Below are 13,757 nucleotides of genomic sequence, written 5' to 3'. Positions count from 1 at the left end.
ATGCCCGCAGACGGCTCGCGCCGACCCCTCCGGCCGGGCAGGATGCTGCCCGTAGCCCCATCGCCCGTCCTGGGAGGCCCGGATGACCGGAAGCACGGCCGCGACCTTCACCGCCGACGACTACCGGGCCCGCATGGAGCGCGCCGCGCTGGAGGCCGCCGAGGCCGGTCTCGCCGGTCTGCTGGTGGCCCCGGGGCCGGACCTGGTGTGGCTCACCGGCTACACGCCCCCGGCGGTCACCGAGCGGCTCACCCTGCTGGTCCTCGCCGCCGGGCAGGACCCCGTCCTCGTCGTCCCCGCCCTGGAGGCCCCGGACGCGCACCGGGCGGCCGGCGCGGCCGCCCTGACCCTGCGCGACTGGACCGACGGCAAGGATCCCTACGCCGCCACCGCCGCCCTCCTCGGCGTCTCCGGCCGCTTCGGCATCAGCGACAACGCCTGGGCCCTGCACCTGCTGGCCCTCCAGCAGGCCCTGCCGGGCAGCTCCTACGCCTCGCTCACCGAGGCCCTGCCGATGCTGCGCGCCGTCAAGGACACGGCCGAGCTGGGCCTCATGGCGGCCGCGGGAGCCGCCGCCGACGCGACGTTCGAGGAGATCCGGGGCGTCCCCTTCGCCGGCCGCCGGGAGTCCGAGGTGGCCGCGGACCTCGACCGGCTGCTGCGCCGGCACGGACACGAGCAGGTCGACTTCACCATCGTCGCCTCCGGTCCGAACGGCGCCGACCCGCACCACGAGGCGGGCGACCGGGTGATCGCCCGCGGCGACATGATCGTCCTCGACTTCGGCGGCCTGCGGGACGGCTACGGGTCCGACACCTCCCGCACGGTCCACGTCGGCGAGCCCACCGACGAGGAACGCCGCGTCCACGACCTCGTGCGCGAGGCCCAGGAGGCCGGCTTCCGCGCGGTACGGCCCGGAGCCGCCTGCCAGGACGTGGACCGGGCCGCCCGCCGGGTCATCGCCGACGCCGGTTACGGCGAGTACTTCATCCACCGCACCGGACACGGCATCGGCGTCACCACCCACGAGCCGCCCTACATGATCGAGGGCGAGGAACGGCCGCTCGTGCCCGGCATGTGCTTCTCCGTGGAACCCGGCATCTACCTGCCCGGGCGGTTCGGAGTCCGCATCGAGGACATCGTGACCGTCACCGAGGACGGCGGGCGGCGCCTGAACACCACCACGCGTGAGCTGGTCATAGTGGAGTGAGGCCCCGATGTCCCCAGCACGCCTCCCGAACGGCAACGGCGCGACCATGACCCAGGCACCCACACCCACCGCGGACACCGTCCGCCGGCTGGTCCTGTCCCTCCTCAAGGACGGCAAGGACGGCAAGGACACCGGAGACGACCGGGGCGGCCCCGACGTCCGGCCCGCCACCGAGGGCGCCGAACCCGTCACCTGGTGGGTCGGCTCCCGCCACGTACTGCGCCTCGCCCCCGACCGCGAGGCCACCGTGCGCCAGCGGCGGGAACTGCGCCTGCGCGACCTCGTCCGCCCGCACGTCCCGACGGCGGTGCCCGTCAGCGTCGCACACGGCGAGTGGGCCCCCGGACTCACCTACACGCTGGACACCAAGCTGCCCGGCGGCTCGGGGGAGGACCACGACGTGTCCGCCGTCGGCGAGGCCGACCTCGCCGGGCTCCTGACAGGCCTGCGCGAAGTGCCCGTCCGGCAGGCCGAGACGCTCGGCCTGCCGCGCGCCGCGCCCCGCTCCCTGGAGGCGCTGCGCCGGTCCGCCGTACGCGCCGCCGAACGCCTCGCCAAGGCCGACGAGTTCGACGCCGCACGCCTGCACCAGCTCACCCCGCCCGCCGCGTCCCAGCTCGCCGCCCAGCCCGGCTCGGCGGTCCTCACCCACCACGCCCTCACGGGCGGCCACCTCGTGGTGAGCGCCGACGGCCGGGTGCGCGGCGTCCTCGGCTGGGCCGGCGCCGTCGTCGGTGACCCGGCCGAGGACATCGCGGGCCTCGCGCTCGCCGTCGGCTCACCCGCCGCCGTACGCGCCGCCACGCTCGCCGGCTACGGCGCCCGCCCCTGCCTGCGCGGCCTGTGGCTCGCCCGCTGCGACACCGTAGTCCGCCTCGCCGAGGACCTCACCGGCAAGAACGCCGCTCTCCTGCGCACCCGGCTGCGCCGCGCCTGGGAACCGATCTTGCTGGAGCGGGTGACCGACCTGGGGGACGCGGACGACGCCCTGTAGCGGACATGCCCAGGGCGCGAAACTCCGCTGACCCCGCCCGGCTCTCAGTCCTGGGACAGCACCGCGGCCGACTCCCCGGGCAGCCGCACCGCACCGTCCGCCCCGGGCGTCTCCACCGGCTCCCACGCGGCCAGCACGCGCGCGTGGGGCACGCCGAGCGGCAGGACGGCCGGCTCGGGGGCCAGGTTCACCGCCACGAGCACGTCCCCGCGCCGGAAGGCGATCCAGCGGAGCTCCTCGTCGTAGGCCACCTTGGTGTCGGCGAGGTCGGGATCGGTCAGGTCCGGCTGGCCGTGGCGCAGGGCGAGGAGCTGCCGGTACCAGGCCAGCACGCGCGCGTGGGGCTCGCGCTCCGGCTCGGACCAGTCCAGGCAGGAACGGTCCCGGGTCGCCGGATCCTGCGGGTCCGGCACGTCCTCCTCCTTCCAGCCGTGCGCCGCGAACTCCCGCCGCCTGCCCCGCCGTACGGCGTCGGCCAGCTCGGGATCGGTGTGGTCGGTGAAGAACTGCCAGGGCGTGCCCGCCGCCCACTCCTCGCCCATGAACAGCATCGGCGTGAAGGGCGCCGTCAGGATCAGCGTGGCCGCGCAGGCGGCCAGCCCCGGGGAGACGAGGGCCGAAAGCCGGTCGCCCTGGGCCCGGTTGCCGACCTGGTCGTGGGTCTGGCCGTAGCCGAGCAGCCGGTGCCCGGCCACCCGTGTACGGTCCAGCGGGCGGCCGTGGTGCCGCTCACGGAAGCTGGAGTACGACCCGTCGTGGAACCAGCCGCCGGTCAGGGTCTTGGCGAGCCCGCCGAGCGAGGCCCGCGCGAAGTCGGCGTAGTAGCCCTGCGACTCGCCGGTCAGCGTGGTGTGCAGGGCGTGGTGGAAGTCGTCGTTCCACTGCGCGTGCAGCCCGAGGCCGCCCTCGGTGCGGGGGGTGATGAGGCGCGGGTCGTTCAGGTCCGACTCGGCGACCAGGAACAGCGGCCGGCCCGTCTCCGCGGCCAGGGCGTCCACGGCCGTCGACAGCTCCTCCAGGAAGTGCAGCGCGCGCGTGTCCACCAGCGCGTGCACCGCGTCCAGGCGCAGCCCGTCGATCCGGTAGTCGCGCAGCCAGGCCAGCGCGCTGCCGAGCAGGTACGCGCGCACCTCGTCCGAGCCGGGCGCGTCCAGATTGACCGCGGCGCCCCAGGGGGTGTGGTGGGTGTCCGTGAGGTAGGGGCCGAAGACGGGCAAATAGTTGCCGGACGGGCCGAAGTGGTTGTGCACCACGTCGAGCACCACGCCCAGGCCGAGTTCGTGGGCCCGGTCGACGAAGCGTTTCAGCGCCTCGGGCCCGCCGTACGGCTCGTGCACCGCCCACAGCGAGACACCCTCGTAACCCCAGCCGTGGGTGCCCGGGAAGGGGCACAGCGGCATCAGCTGCACGTGCGTGACGCCCAGTTCGGCGAGGTGGCCGAGCCGCCCGGCGGCCGCGTCCAGGGTGCCCTCGGGCGTGTAGGTCCCCACGTGCAGCTCGTACAGCACCGCCCCGGGCAGCGGCCGTCCCTGCCACGCCGCGCGCCACGCGTAGCGCTCGTGGTCGACGACCGCGCTCAGCCCGTCCGGGCCGTCCGGTTGCCGCCGCGAACGCGGATCGGGCAGCACGGGCCCGTCGTCCAGCGCGAAGCCGTACCGGGACCCTTCGCGCGCCCCGGCCTCGCCCCGCCACCACCCCGCCCGTTCCGGATCGCGCTCCAACGCGTGGGTGACGTCGTCGCACTGGAGCGTCACTCGGCCGGCCTGTGGTGCCCACACCTCGAACTGCACGGACGGTTCCCCTTCGTCTGCTCACCGTGATGTAGCCCGTCCATGGTGCGGCAAAAGAGATCAATCCGCTGGCGCATCCACCCATTTGCGGCGGGTCTCACCGGGTACGCGCGCGTGGCGGCCGATCTCCCGTTTTCTGGACAGCCCGGCCGCGCTGCCCGACAATCACCCAGTGACGTCGTCCTTCGAGTTCAACACGTTCCCCGCGCGGCTCTCCGACGCGGAGCGCGACCGGGTGCTGAAGGTGCTCCGCGACGGCGTCGCCGTGGGCCGCCTGTCCCACGACACGTTCGTCCGCCGCATGGAGCTGGCGCTGGCCGCCCGACGCCCGGACGAACTCGCCGCGCTCACCGCCGACCTGCGCACGGAGAGCCGGTTCGCGCGCCTGGTGTTCGGCACCGTCGAGGCGGTCTCCGGATTCTCCGTACGGCTGCGCCGGGCCTGGCGGGCCGAGCGGCTGCCCAAGCTGCAGCTGCCCCACCCGTCGCTCGATCATCCGCTGCGCATAGGACGCGACCCGGCGAGCGGACTGCGCCTCAACCACGAGACCGTCTCCCGGGTGCACGCCGAACTCCGTCACCAGGGCGGGATGTGGGTCCTGCGCGACCTCGGCTCCACCAACGGCACGACGGTGAACGGACGGCGCGTCGTCGGCGCGGCCGTCGTCCGCGAGGGCGACGAGGTGGGCTTCGGCCGCATGACGTTCCGGCTGTCGTCCGGCTGATGTCCCGGCTGCCGTCCGGCTGACCGGAAACGGAGCCACGCCTCAGCTCTGGCCTGGGCATTACCGAAAGTCGGTCCCGTGAGGGTGGCTGAAATCCCCGTGCGGTCCACGGTGTTGACGTACCCCCGAAGTCGTGACTCACTGTGCGTACGCCATCCACACCTGGTGAACCGACGGCACGCATAGGGGAGGTGTGCCCTGCCGCCCCTCCTGCGCTACCCGACCGTCGACGAACTGAGCGCCGGGGCCGCCGCCCTCGTCGCCCGCCACCCCCGTGACGCCCGGCTGCGCCGGGTGGGCACCTCCCGCGCCGGCACCCCCATGTGGCTGCTCTCCGTCGGCCACGGCAGCCGCCAGGCCCTGGTCGTCGCCGGCCCGCACGCCAACGAACCGGTGGGCGGTGCCACCGTGCTGCGCCTGGCCGAGCGCGCCCTGGCCGACCCGCGGCTCACCGAGGGCGCCGACGCCACCTGGAACCTGCTGCTGTGCCTCGACCCGGACGGGTCGCGCCGCAACGAGGGCTGGCTGCCCGGCCCCTACACGCTCGGCCGCTACATCCGGAACTTCTTCCGGCCCGGCTTCCTGGAGCAGCCCGAGTGGCTGCCCGACGGCGCGGCCGGCGCGGCCCTGCCGGAGACCCGCGCCCTGCTCGGCCTCCAGGACGAACTGCGCCCCTTCCTCCAGTGCTCGCTGCACGGCGTCGACATCGGCGGCGGCTTCGTCGAGCTCACCCACGACCTGCCGGGCTTCGACCGGCGCCTCGCCCACATCGCCGCCCGGCTCGGCATCCCCCGCGAACTCGGCGCGTACGACGCCCTGTACTGGCCCGGCCTCGGGCCCGCCGTCTACCGGATCCCGCCGCCGCGCCGGGCCGATCTGGCCGCGGCCATCACGGAGGCCGCCGTCGAGTCCACGTGGTTCCACCCCTGCCGGCACGGCACCGTCACCGCGGTCGTCGAGGCGCCGATGTGGGGCGTGACGGCCGTGGCGGACGGCTCCCCGCCCGCGGACCGGGACGCCGTGCTCCGGACCGTCAGCCGCACCCTGCGCCACGACACGGACCTCCTGCGGCACCTGCTGACCCGGATCCGGCCGCACCTGGCCACCGTTCCCGACGCGGCCCGCCTGCTCGCCCCCGTCGGCGACTACCTCCTGGTCTGCCCCGGCCTCGCCGACGCCTGGGATCCCGACACCGGCGACAGCCCGGCTCATCCCCTGCCGCCCCTCAGCACCGCCCACCTGGTCGCCCTGCGCATCTCCGGGCGCCGGCTGGCGCTGCGCACGGCGGGGCTGCTGCACCAGCTGGTCCGGGCCGCCGGCCGCGACCCGGCGGGGGCGCTTCCGGAGCTGGACCGGCTGATCGACCAGTGGTGCGCCGACTACCGCGACGGCTGCGGGGCGCGCTGGATCCCGGTGGCCCGCCAGGCCGAGTACCAGGCCCGCGTGGTGCTCGCCGCGTTCGAACTGGCCGGGCGCCGCGCGCGAGCGTGCTCCGGCTCGGGCGAGCCGGTGCCGATGCAGCGGGACTAGGTCACGACGCCCTCTCGCGCGCGTGCAGCGCCGCCCCGACGACCGTGCGGGACTGGTGCTCCACCTGGTGCTCCAAGGGCACCCAGCGGGCGCGGAAGCGCTCCGCGAAGGCGTCGCTCCAGGTCGAGACGAGCTCCTCCAGCTGCTTCGCCGCCTCGTCATCCGTCCCGCGCAGCACCCGCAGCAGCATGGCCGCCGCCCGCAGCGGCACGCGGCGCACGAACGCGTCCACGCTGCCGACGTACGCCCGGGTGAGGTCGGCGGGCGGGGTGTGGACCAGGTCGGAGGCCAGACCCGGCACCAGCTCCAGCCCCCACCGGGCGGCCCGCAGCAACGGCCCGTCCAGCTCGGCCAGCCGGGGCAGCGCACCGTCGAGAACCCGCGTCACCTCCAGCGCGTCGCGCTGGAGCCGGCGCGCCAGCCGCCCGATCGCCGCCGCCGGAGCGGGATGCGGAGCCGGGTCGTCCACCAGGTCGCTCGCCCACATCGGCACCTCGACCACCGCGGTCAGCCCGCCGTAGCGGTGGGCGTGGTACCAGGTGCTGTGCCGCGCGTCGTCCGGCAGGCTCGGGTACGCCGGGCCGACCCCCGGCGCGGGCATGACGTGCACGCCCGGCCCGGACGCGGGCCAGCCCGCGGCGTCCGACGCGCCGGTCTCCACCGGGATGTGCAGCTCCGCCGCGGACTTCGCGAACGGCTCGGCGAGCCCCGGCACGTCCTTCGTCAGCTGCACCCAGCTGCCGCCCAGGTCCGTGCCGTGCAGGGTGACCTGCAGATAGGGGCGCAGTTCGTCGATGACGCCGGTCAGGGCCCGGGTCTCGGGCGGCAGCCGGTCCGGCGGCAGCACGGACGGCGCCCACTCGGGCTGCTCCGGGCCCGCGGGCCGGAAGAAACCGAGGTGGTAGTCGTACAGGCTGCGCGGCGCCGGCGTCACGTGCAGGCTCGCCCCGTCGGGGTCCGCGCACAGCAGGAAGTGCCAGGAGATGCCGTCGCGCAGCTCCCGTTGCTCCAGGACCCGCCGGGCGAGCGCCAGCAGGGTGCAGGAGCCGGTCGGCTCGTTGGCGTGGGCACCGGCCACCACCAGTACGGCGCGGTGGGCGCGGCCCACGGACAGCAGGTGCAGGGGCCTGCCCGCTCGCGAGGTACCCACCTGCCGCAGGGTGCACACGCCGGGACGCTGAGCGGTCAACGCCCGGGCAGCAGAGACCTGTTCGGTCACCGTCGGGTAGCGCAGCTCCGGCAGGACACTCACCCCCGTCACATCCGCCCGAGTTCGCCATCGCAGTACCCCACGGCCGTGGTGCGGTGTCAAGGGCGCCGTGGGGGAGGCTCCCGGGGGCGCCCGGAAGCACCGGCGGCCGCCTATTGCTGGTGCAGCCCCAGCCCTGCCGAGGTGAGGAACGCCTCGACGACCGCTTCGCGGGCCGGGCGACGGTGACGCTGCCGGAGCTGGCCGACCGGCCCTGGGTGCGCTGCGCCATGGAGCCCGTCGTCCACGGCGAGCGCTTCCTCGACCGGGCGTGGCCGCGCGGGTTTCACCCCGCGCACGCCGTGTTCACCGAGCACACCTCGACGGCGGTACGGATGGCCGCGGCCGGTGTCGGTGTCCGCGTCGCGCCGGCCCACCTGGTCCGCGGCGCGGTCGGCGGGGGCTGCGTCGTCCTCACGCCCGACCCGGCCTGGAGACGCACACTGACGGTCTTCTCGCGCCTGCCGCCGACCGGCGCGGCGCAGCGGTTCGTCGACCTGCTGCGGACGGCCTGGCCGCGCCCCCGAGCCCCCCGGCCCGCCTACGAGGACTGCTCCGAGGGCGGCTCAGCGGTCGCCTGAGCTCAGTCGTCCACCCTCTCCAGCAACGCCACCGGCAGCCCCGCGAACAGTTCCGCCACGCGCGCGTGCCCGGTGAACTCCCGCCCCGGGTCCAGCGCGTCCGCCCAGCGGCCCGGAGGCAGGGGCAGGCGCGTGTCCTGCCAGCCGCCCGACTCCGTGAGCCGCAGGGACAGGCGCGTCACGGCCGTCAGCACCGCGCCGGAGCGGACGAACGCCAGGCAGTGGGCCGCCGCCGGTCCCTCGGCCGGCAACGGCATGTACGTCGCCGTGTCGCCGAAGACGTCGGGCCGCCGGGCCCGCAGCCCCAGCGCCGCCCGGGTCACCGCCGCCTTCTCCCCGGACGTGCCGCCGGACTCCGCGGGCGGGAAGTCCACCGCCCGCCGGTTGTCCGGGTCGACCAGCGCCCGGTACTCGGCCTCCGTGCCCTGGTAGACGTCCGGGACGCCCGGCATCGTCAGCTGCACCAGGGCGGTGCCCAGTACGTTGGCCCGGATGTAGGGCGCCAGCGACTCCCGGAACGCGGCGACCCGCTCGCCCGGCGCCCCGCACGGCCCGGCCGCCACGAACCGCTCCACCGCCTCCTCGTACGGCGGCTCCTGCTCGGTCCAGCTCGTGTACAGGCCCGCCTCCCGCACGTGCTTCAGCAGCGCCCCCTGCACCCGCTCCCGCACCCCGGACGCCGGGCCGAGGCCGAACACCGTCTGCCAGGCCGCCCACGCCAGTTGGGCGTCCGGCACCCCCTCCCCGGTGCGGGTCACCTCCGCCAGGACGTCCGCCCAGCGCTCCGGGCACTCGGTGAGCACCTGCAGCGCCGCCCGGACGTCGGCACTGCGCTTGGTGTCGTGCGTGGTGGCCACCGTCCCGGTGGCGGGCCAGTCGCGCTGCACGCGCGCGCAGTACGCGTGGAACTCCTCCGGCGGCAGCGCGGGAGCGCCCGGATTGCCGCCCACCTCGGTCGCCGACAACAGCGGCACGTACCGGTAGAACGCCGTGTCCTCCACCGACTTGGCCCGCAGCGCCGACGAGGTCTGCGCGAACCGCGTCCGGAACTCCAACTGCGCGGGCCCGTCGCCGTACCGCCCCAGCACCAGGTCCCGTACGACGTCCACCGCACCGGCCTCCTCGGGCACGGTGAAGGCCTGCCGGGCCTCGGCCGCGGCCTCCTGGGTCACCACGGACGCGGCGTCCACGGACTCGTAGGGCCGGTAGACCTCCAGGCGGACCAGGAGCTCCTGGAGCGCGGTGCGCAGCGCCCAGGGCGCGCGGTCGCGCAGCGCCGGCTCCGGCGAGGTCGCGCACAGCCGGGCCGCCACCCGTGTCAGGCGCTCGGTCTCGGTCGCCAGCTCGTGCGTGAGGACCTTGTACGCCGCCCGCCGCACCGTCGCGTCCCACTGCCCGCCCCGGTCCGTCTGCGGAGCCGCGAAGCGCCGGTAGCGCCCGAGCAGGTCCCCGAACCCGGCCGGGTCCATGAAGACCCCGTCCACCTGCCGCAGGGCGTCGTAGCCGGTGGTCCCCGCGACGGGCCAGGACGCCGGCAGGTGCTCACCGTCGGCCAGGATCTTCTCCACGACCGTCCAGCGGCCCCCGGTCGCCTCGTGCAGCCGCCGGAGGTAGCCGTCGGGATCGGCGAGCCCGTCGGGGTGGTCGATGCGCAGTCCGTCGATCACGCCCTCGTGCAGCAGTTCGAGGATCTTGTCGTGAGTGGCCTCGAACACCTCCGGGTCCTCCACCCGCACCCCGATGAGCTCCGAGATGCTGAAGAACCGCCGGTAGTTGAGCTCGGTCCGGGCCAGCCGCCACCACACCGGGCGGTACCACTGGGCGTCCAGCAGATGCGGCAGCGGCAGGTCCTCGGTGCCCTCGCGCAGCGGGAGGACGTGGTCGTAGTAGCGCAGCACGTCACCGTCGACGCGCAGCTCGTCGAGCACCTCGCCCAGCGGTCCGCCGAGGACCGGCAGCAGCACCTGGCCGTCCTGCGCCTCCCAGTCGATGTCGAACCACCGCGCGTACGGCGACTTCGGGCCCTCGCGCAGCACCTCCCACAGGGCGCGGTTGTGGCGCGGGGCCATGGCCATGTGGTTCGGGACGATGTCCACCACCAGCCCGAGCCCGTGCTCGCGCGCGGTGCGCGCCAGGGCCCGCAGCCCCTCCTCGCCGCCCAGCTCCTCGCGCACGCGCGCGTGGTCGACGACGTCGTAGCCGTGCGTCGAGCCCGGCACGGCCTCCAGGACGGGAGACAGGTGCAGATGCGAGACGCCGAGCGAGGCCAGGTACGGCACGACGGCCGCGGCTGCTCCGAACGGGAACTCGGGCTGCAGCTGCAGCCGGTACGTGGCCGTGGGCACCACCGGGTCAAGTCGCTCAGGTGTCATGGAACGTACGTACCCGCCCCGCCGCCGTTCGTGTCATCCCCCGCGCCAGGTGCGCCGCGCGTCGCCCGGACGAGTGGCTTCCGGGGCGACGCGCACGCGCCGGGCGGTCAGACGGGCCGCTGGAGCACCGTCATGCTCCGGTCCGTCAGGGTCAGCCGGTCCCCGGCCTGCACCTTCGGGCCGGTGTCCGGGGGCACCCCGTCCGGGTGGGCCGTGTCGACCACGACCTCCCACTGGCGCCCGTGATTGACCGGAACCACGAACTCCAGCGGCTTCGGCGAAGCGTTGAACATCAGCAGGAACGAGTCGTCGGTGATGCGCTCCCCGCGTGCGCCCGGCTCGGAGATCGCGTTGCCGTTGAGGAACACCGTCAGCGCGGACGCCTGCGCCGAGTCCCAGTCCCGCTGGGTCATCTCCCGGCCGTCCGGGGTGAACCAGGCGATGTCGGACAGGTCGTCGTGCGTGCCCTCCACGGGCCGGCCGTGGAAGAAGCGCCGGCGGCGGAAGACCGGGTGGTTGCGGCGCAGCCAGACCATCGCGCGCGTGAAGCCCAGCAGCTGCCTGCTCGCACCCCCCTCGGCGTCCTCTTCCTCCTCGGGCCACTCCACCCAGGCCAGCTCGTTGTCCTGGCAGTAGGCGTTGTTGTTGCCGCGCTGGGTGCGGGCGAACTCGTCGCCGTGGCTGATCATGGGCACGCCCTGGGACAGCATCAGCGTCGCGATGAAGTTCCGCATCTGCCGGGCCCGCAGCCGCAGCACGTCCGGGTCGTCGGTCTCGCCCTCGACCCCGCAGTTCCAGGACCGGTTGTGGCTCTCGCCGTCCCGGTTGTCCTCGCCGTTGGCCTCGTTGTGCTTGTCGTTGTAGGACACCAGGTCGTGCAGCGGGAAGCCGTCGTGGCAGGTCACGAAGTTGATCGAGGCCAGCGGGCGGCGCCCGTCGTCCTGATACAGGTCGGACGAGCCGGTCAGCCGTGAGGCGAACTCCGCGAGGGTGCGCTGCTCGCCCCGCCACAGGTCGCGCACGGTGTCCCGGTACTTGCCGTTCCACTCGGTCCACAGCGGCGGGAAGTTGCCCACCTGGTAACCGCCCTCGCCCACGTCCCACGGCTCGGCGATCAGCTTCACCTGCGAGACCACCGGGTCCTGCTGCACCAGGTCGAAGAACGACGACAGCCGGTCCACCTCGTGGAACTGCCGGGCCAGCGTCGCCGCCAGGTCGAAGCGGAACCCGTCGACGTGCATGTCCGTGACCCAGTACCGCAGCGAGTCCATGATCAGCTGGAGCACGTGCGGGGAGCGCATGAGCAGGGAGTTTCCGGTCCCTGTCGTGTCCATGTAGTAGCGGGGGTCGTCCGTCAGCCGGTAGTAGCGCGAGTTGTCCAGGCCCTTGAAGGACAGGGTCGGGCCGAGGTGGTTGCCCTCGGCGGTGTGGTTGTAGACCACGTCGAGGATCACCTCGATGCCGGCCTCGTGCAGCGCCTTGACCGCCGACTTGAACTCCAGCACCTGCTGGCCCCGGTCGCCCCAGGACGCGTAGGCGTTGTGCGGGGCGAAGAAGCCGATCGTGTTGTAGCCCCAGTAGTTGTTCAGGCCCATGTCGACCAGGCGGTGGTCGTTCACGAACTGGTGTACGGGCATCAGCTCCAGAGCGGTCACCCCGAGCTCGGTGAGGTGCTCGATGATCGCCGGGTGCGCCAGCGCCGCGTAGGTGCCGCGCAGCTCCTCCGGGAGCCCCGGGTGGCGCATGGTGAGGCCCTTGACGTGGGCCTCGTAGATCACCGTGTGGTGGTACTCGGTACGCGGCCGCCGGTCGTCGCCCCAGTCGAAGTAGGGGTTGACCACGACGGACGTCATCGTGTGCGGCGCCGAGTCGAGATCGTTGCGCCGGTCGGGATCGTCGAAGTGGTAGCCGTAGACCTCCTCGCCCCAGTTGATCGAACCGCTGATCGCACGCGCGTACGGGTCGAGCAGCAGTTTCGCGGAGTTGCAGCGCAGCCCCCGCTCCGGGGCGTACGGGCCGTGCACCCGGAACCCGTACCGCTGCCCCGGCATGATGCCGGGCACGTACGCGTGCCGCACGAACGCGTCGCTCTCCCGGAGCTCGATCGCCGTCTCCGAGCCGTCGTCGTGCAGCAGACACAGCTCTACTCGGTCCGCGGCCTCCGAGAAGACCGCGAAGTTGGTTCCGGCGCCGTCGTACGTGGCACCGAGTGGATACGCCTCGCCAGGCCAGACCTGCATGGATACGACTCTTTCAGGTGTGCGGCGCCGGTGGGGACGCCTTGGTCCCGAGTCTCCCCGAAAGTGAGGGAACCTCCTATGACTTATCTCCCTCTTACCGAGTGACCAGTGCATACGCGGTATGCCGAACTCTTGGGGCTGACGCATACTCCCGGGGCCCTTGGGGGAGTAGGGGGAAGATGTGCGCAACATAGTGCACCGCCACCTGGGCAAGATGGTGGCCGGTACGGCCATCGCGGTGGCCGGGACCGCCGTGATGGTGGCGGTGACCCTGCCGGGCACGGCGGGAGCGGACGACAACGGGACCCGGGCGGGGCAGTCCGTCCCGCAGGAGTCCGGTGCCGCGGGGGCCGGCGATGCGGCGGCCGGCGGCCGGGCCGTGGCGCCGGGGGTCGTCGAGGCGGCGCCCGCCGAAGGGCAGCGGGGCGAGGGCCGCGATCCGCTGACCGACGACGAGCTGGAGCGGGCCGAGAAGATCGCTCTCAGCCGGCAGCTGTTCCGCAGCAGTGAGAACGTGGACGGGGACCGCGGTCCGCAGCCCCTCGGCGTCGACCTCGCCGAACCCGAGGCCGACGAGGTCGGCGAGCCGGACGCGCCCCGCCGGGCCGACGTGACGTTCTACGACTACCGGGACGACACCCTCGTCACCCGGACCGTCGACCTCGGCACCGGCAAGGTGGTGGCGACCGGCACCCAGCACGGCGTCCAGCCGCCCCTGAGCCGCGCCGAGAAGGCCGAGGCGGCCGCTCTCCTGATCGCCGACCCGCTCGGCTCGGGCCTCGAGGCCGACTACAAGGACGCCACCGGCAAGACGCTCACCTCCCCGGACCAGCTCCAGCTCAGCGGAGCCGTCTACCGGGCCGCGCCGGGCGCCCAGCCCGCCGTGCTCGACAAATGCGGGGAGCACCGCTGCGTCCGGCTGTTCCCGAAGATCAAGAACGGCCCGTGGGTCGACGCCCGTCAGCTGGTGATCGACCTGAGCGCCCGCAAGGTCGCCCGGCTCGACCGCTGACCCACCCTCCTCGCTCACCCGTCCACCCCGCTCCTCCTCGTCAGGGAGTCATCTC

10 protein-coding genes are annotated in these 13,757 nt (G+C 74.0%); 6 read left to right on the top strand and 4 right to left on the bottom strand.

The features are described 5' to 3' along the window. Positions 1 to 82 precede the first annotated feature (82 nt). Positions 83 to 1,210, top strand: coding sequence for an aminopeptidase P family protein (locus HNR57_RS04465; protein WP_184556128.1), 1,128 nt, complete (start codon positions 83 to 85; stop codon positions 1,208 to 1,210). A gap of 46 nt (positions 1,211 to 1,256) precedes the next feature. Continuing rightward, on the top strand, positions 1,257 to 2,204 hold the full coding sequence (locus tag HNR57_RS04460) for an aminoglycoside phosphotransferase family protein (RefSeq protein ID WP_184556633.1): 948 nt from the start codon (positions 1,257 to 1,259) through the stop codon (positions 2,202 to 2,204). A 44-nt stretch (positions 2,205 to 2,248) separates the two neighbouring features. Here HNR57_RS04460 and treZ read toward each other — a convergent pair whose 3' ends face one another. Then, on the bottom strand, positions 2,249 to 3,994 hold the full coding sequence (gene treZ, locus HNR57_RS04455) for a malto-oligosyltrehalose trehalohydrolase (RefSeq protein ID WP_184556125.1): 1,746 nt from the start codon (positions 3,992 to 3,994) through the stop codon (positions 2,249 to 2,251). A gap of 172 nt (positions 3,995 to 4,166) precedes the next feature. Here treZ and HNR57_RS04450 point away from each other — a divergent pair, with 172 nt between their 5' ends. Both HNR57_RS04450 and HNR57_RS04445 read left to right on the top strand, forming a co-directional pair. After that, entirely contained in the window at positions 4,167 to 4,718 is a 552-nt protein-coding gene (locus tag HNR57_RS04450; RefSeq protein WP_184556109.1) for an FHA domain-containing protein, read from the top strand. 198 nt (positions 4,719 to 4,916) lie between these two features. After that, on the top strand, positions 4,917 to 6,248 hold the full coding sequence (locus HNR57_RS04445) for a M14 family zinc carboxypeptidase (RefSeq protein ID WP_184556630.1): 1,332 nt from the start codon (positions 4,917 to 4,919) through the stop codon (positions 6,246 to 6,248). 1 nt (position 6,249) lies between these two features. Here HNR57_RS04445 and HNR57_RS04440 read toward each other — a convergent pair whose 3' ends face one another. Further along, positions 6,250 to 7,500, bottom strand: coding sequence for a M14 family zinc carboxypeptidase (locus HNR57_RS04440; protein ID WP_184556106.1), 1,251 nt, complete (start codon positions 7,498 to 7,500; stop codon positions 6,250 to 6,252). A gap of 119 nt (positions 7,501 to 7,619) precedes the next feature. Here HNR57_RS04440 and HNR57_RS04435 point away from each other — a divergent pair, with 119 nt between their 5' ends. After that, positions 7,620 to 8,078, top strand: a complete 459-nt coding sequence (locus tag HNR57_RS04435) for a LysR family transcriptional regulator substrate-binding protein (RefSeq protein WP_376772163.1) — start codon at positions 7,620 to 7,622, stop codon at positions 8,076 to 8,078. 2 nt (positions 8,079 to 8,080) lie between these two features. Here the strand turns inward: HNR57_RS04435 and treY are convergent, their stop codons facing one another. Beyond that, on the bottom strand, positions 8,081 to 10,450 hold the full coding sequence (treY, locus tag HNR57_RS04430; RefSeq protein WP_184556103.1) for a malto-oligosyltrehalose synthase: 2,370 nt from the start codon (positions 10,448 to 10,450) through the stop codon (positions 8,081 to 8,083). A 107-nt stretch (positions 10,451 to 10,557) separates the two neighbouring features. Next, entirely contained in the window at positions 10,558 to 12,690 is a 2,133-nt protein-coding gene (glgX, locus tag HNR57_RS04425; RefSeq protein ID WP_184556099.1) for a glycogen debranching protein GlgX, read from the bottom strand. A 181-nt stretch (positions 12,691 to 12,871) separates the two neighbouring features. On the opposite strand from glgX, the gene HNR57_RS04420 reads away from it, so the two are divergent. Beyond that, positions 12,872 to 13,702: a Tat pathway signal sequence domain protein gene (locus HNR57_RS04420; RefSeq protein WP_184556096.1), complete on the top strand. Its 831-nt coding sequence runs from the start codon at positions 12,872 to 12,874 to the stop codon at positions 13,700 to 13,702. Positions 13,703 to 13,757 lie beyond the last annotated feature (55 nt).

Origin of the sequence: Streptomyces paradoxus, from assembly GCF_014202475.1 — a bacterium.
GTDB lineage: Bacteria > Actinomycetota > Actinomycetes > Streptomycetales > Streptomycetaceae > Streptomyces > Streptomyces paradoxus.
Note: the sequence above shows the minus strand (reverse complement) of the source record. Positions and strands in the feature narration are given on the sequence as shown.

Bases quoted from the DNA above. Each gene is read 5' to 3' on its own strand.
- HNR57_RS04465 (WP_184556128.1), top strand. From the start codon at position 83: ATGACCGGAAGCACGGCCGCGACCTTCACCGCCGACGACTACCGGGCC.
- HNR57_RS04460 (WP_184556633.1), top strand. From the start codon at position 1,257: ATGACCCAGGCACCCACACCCACCGCGGACACCGTCCGCCGGCTGGTC.
- treY (WP_184556103.1), bottom strand. From the start codon at position 10,450: ATGACACCTGAGCGACTTGACCCGGTGGTGCCCACGGCCACGTACCGG.
- glgX (WP_184556099.1), bottom strand. From the start codon at position 12,690: ATGCAGGTCTGGCCTGGCGAGGCGTATCCACTCGGTGCCACGTACGAC.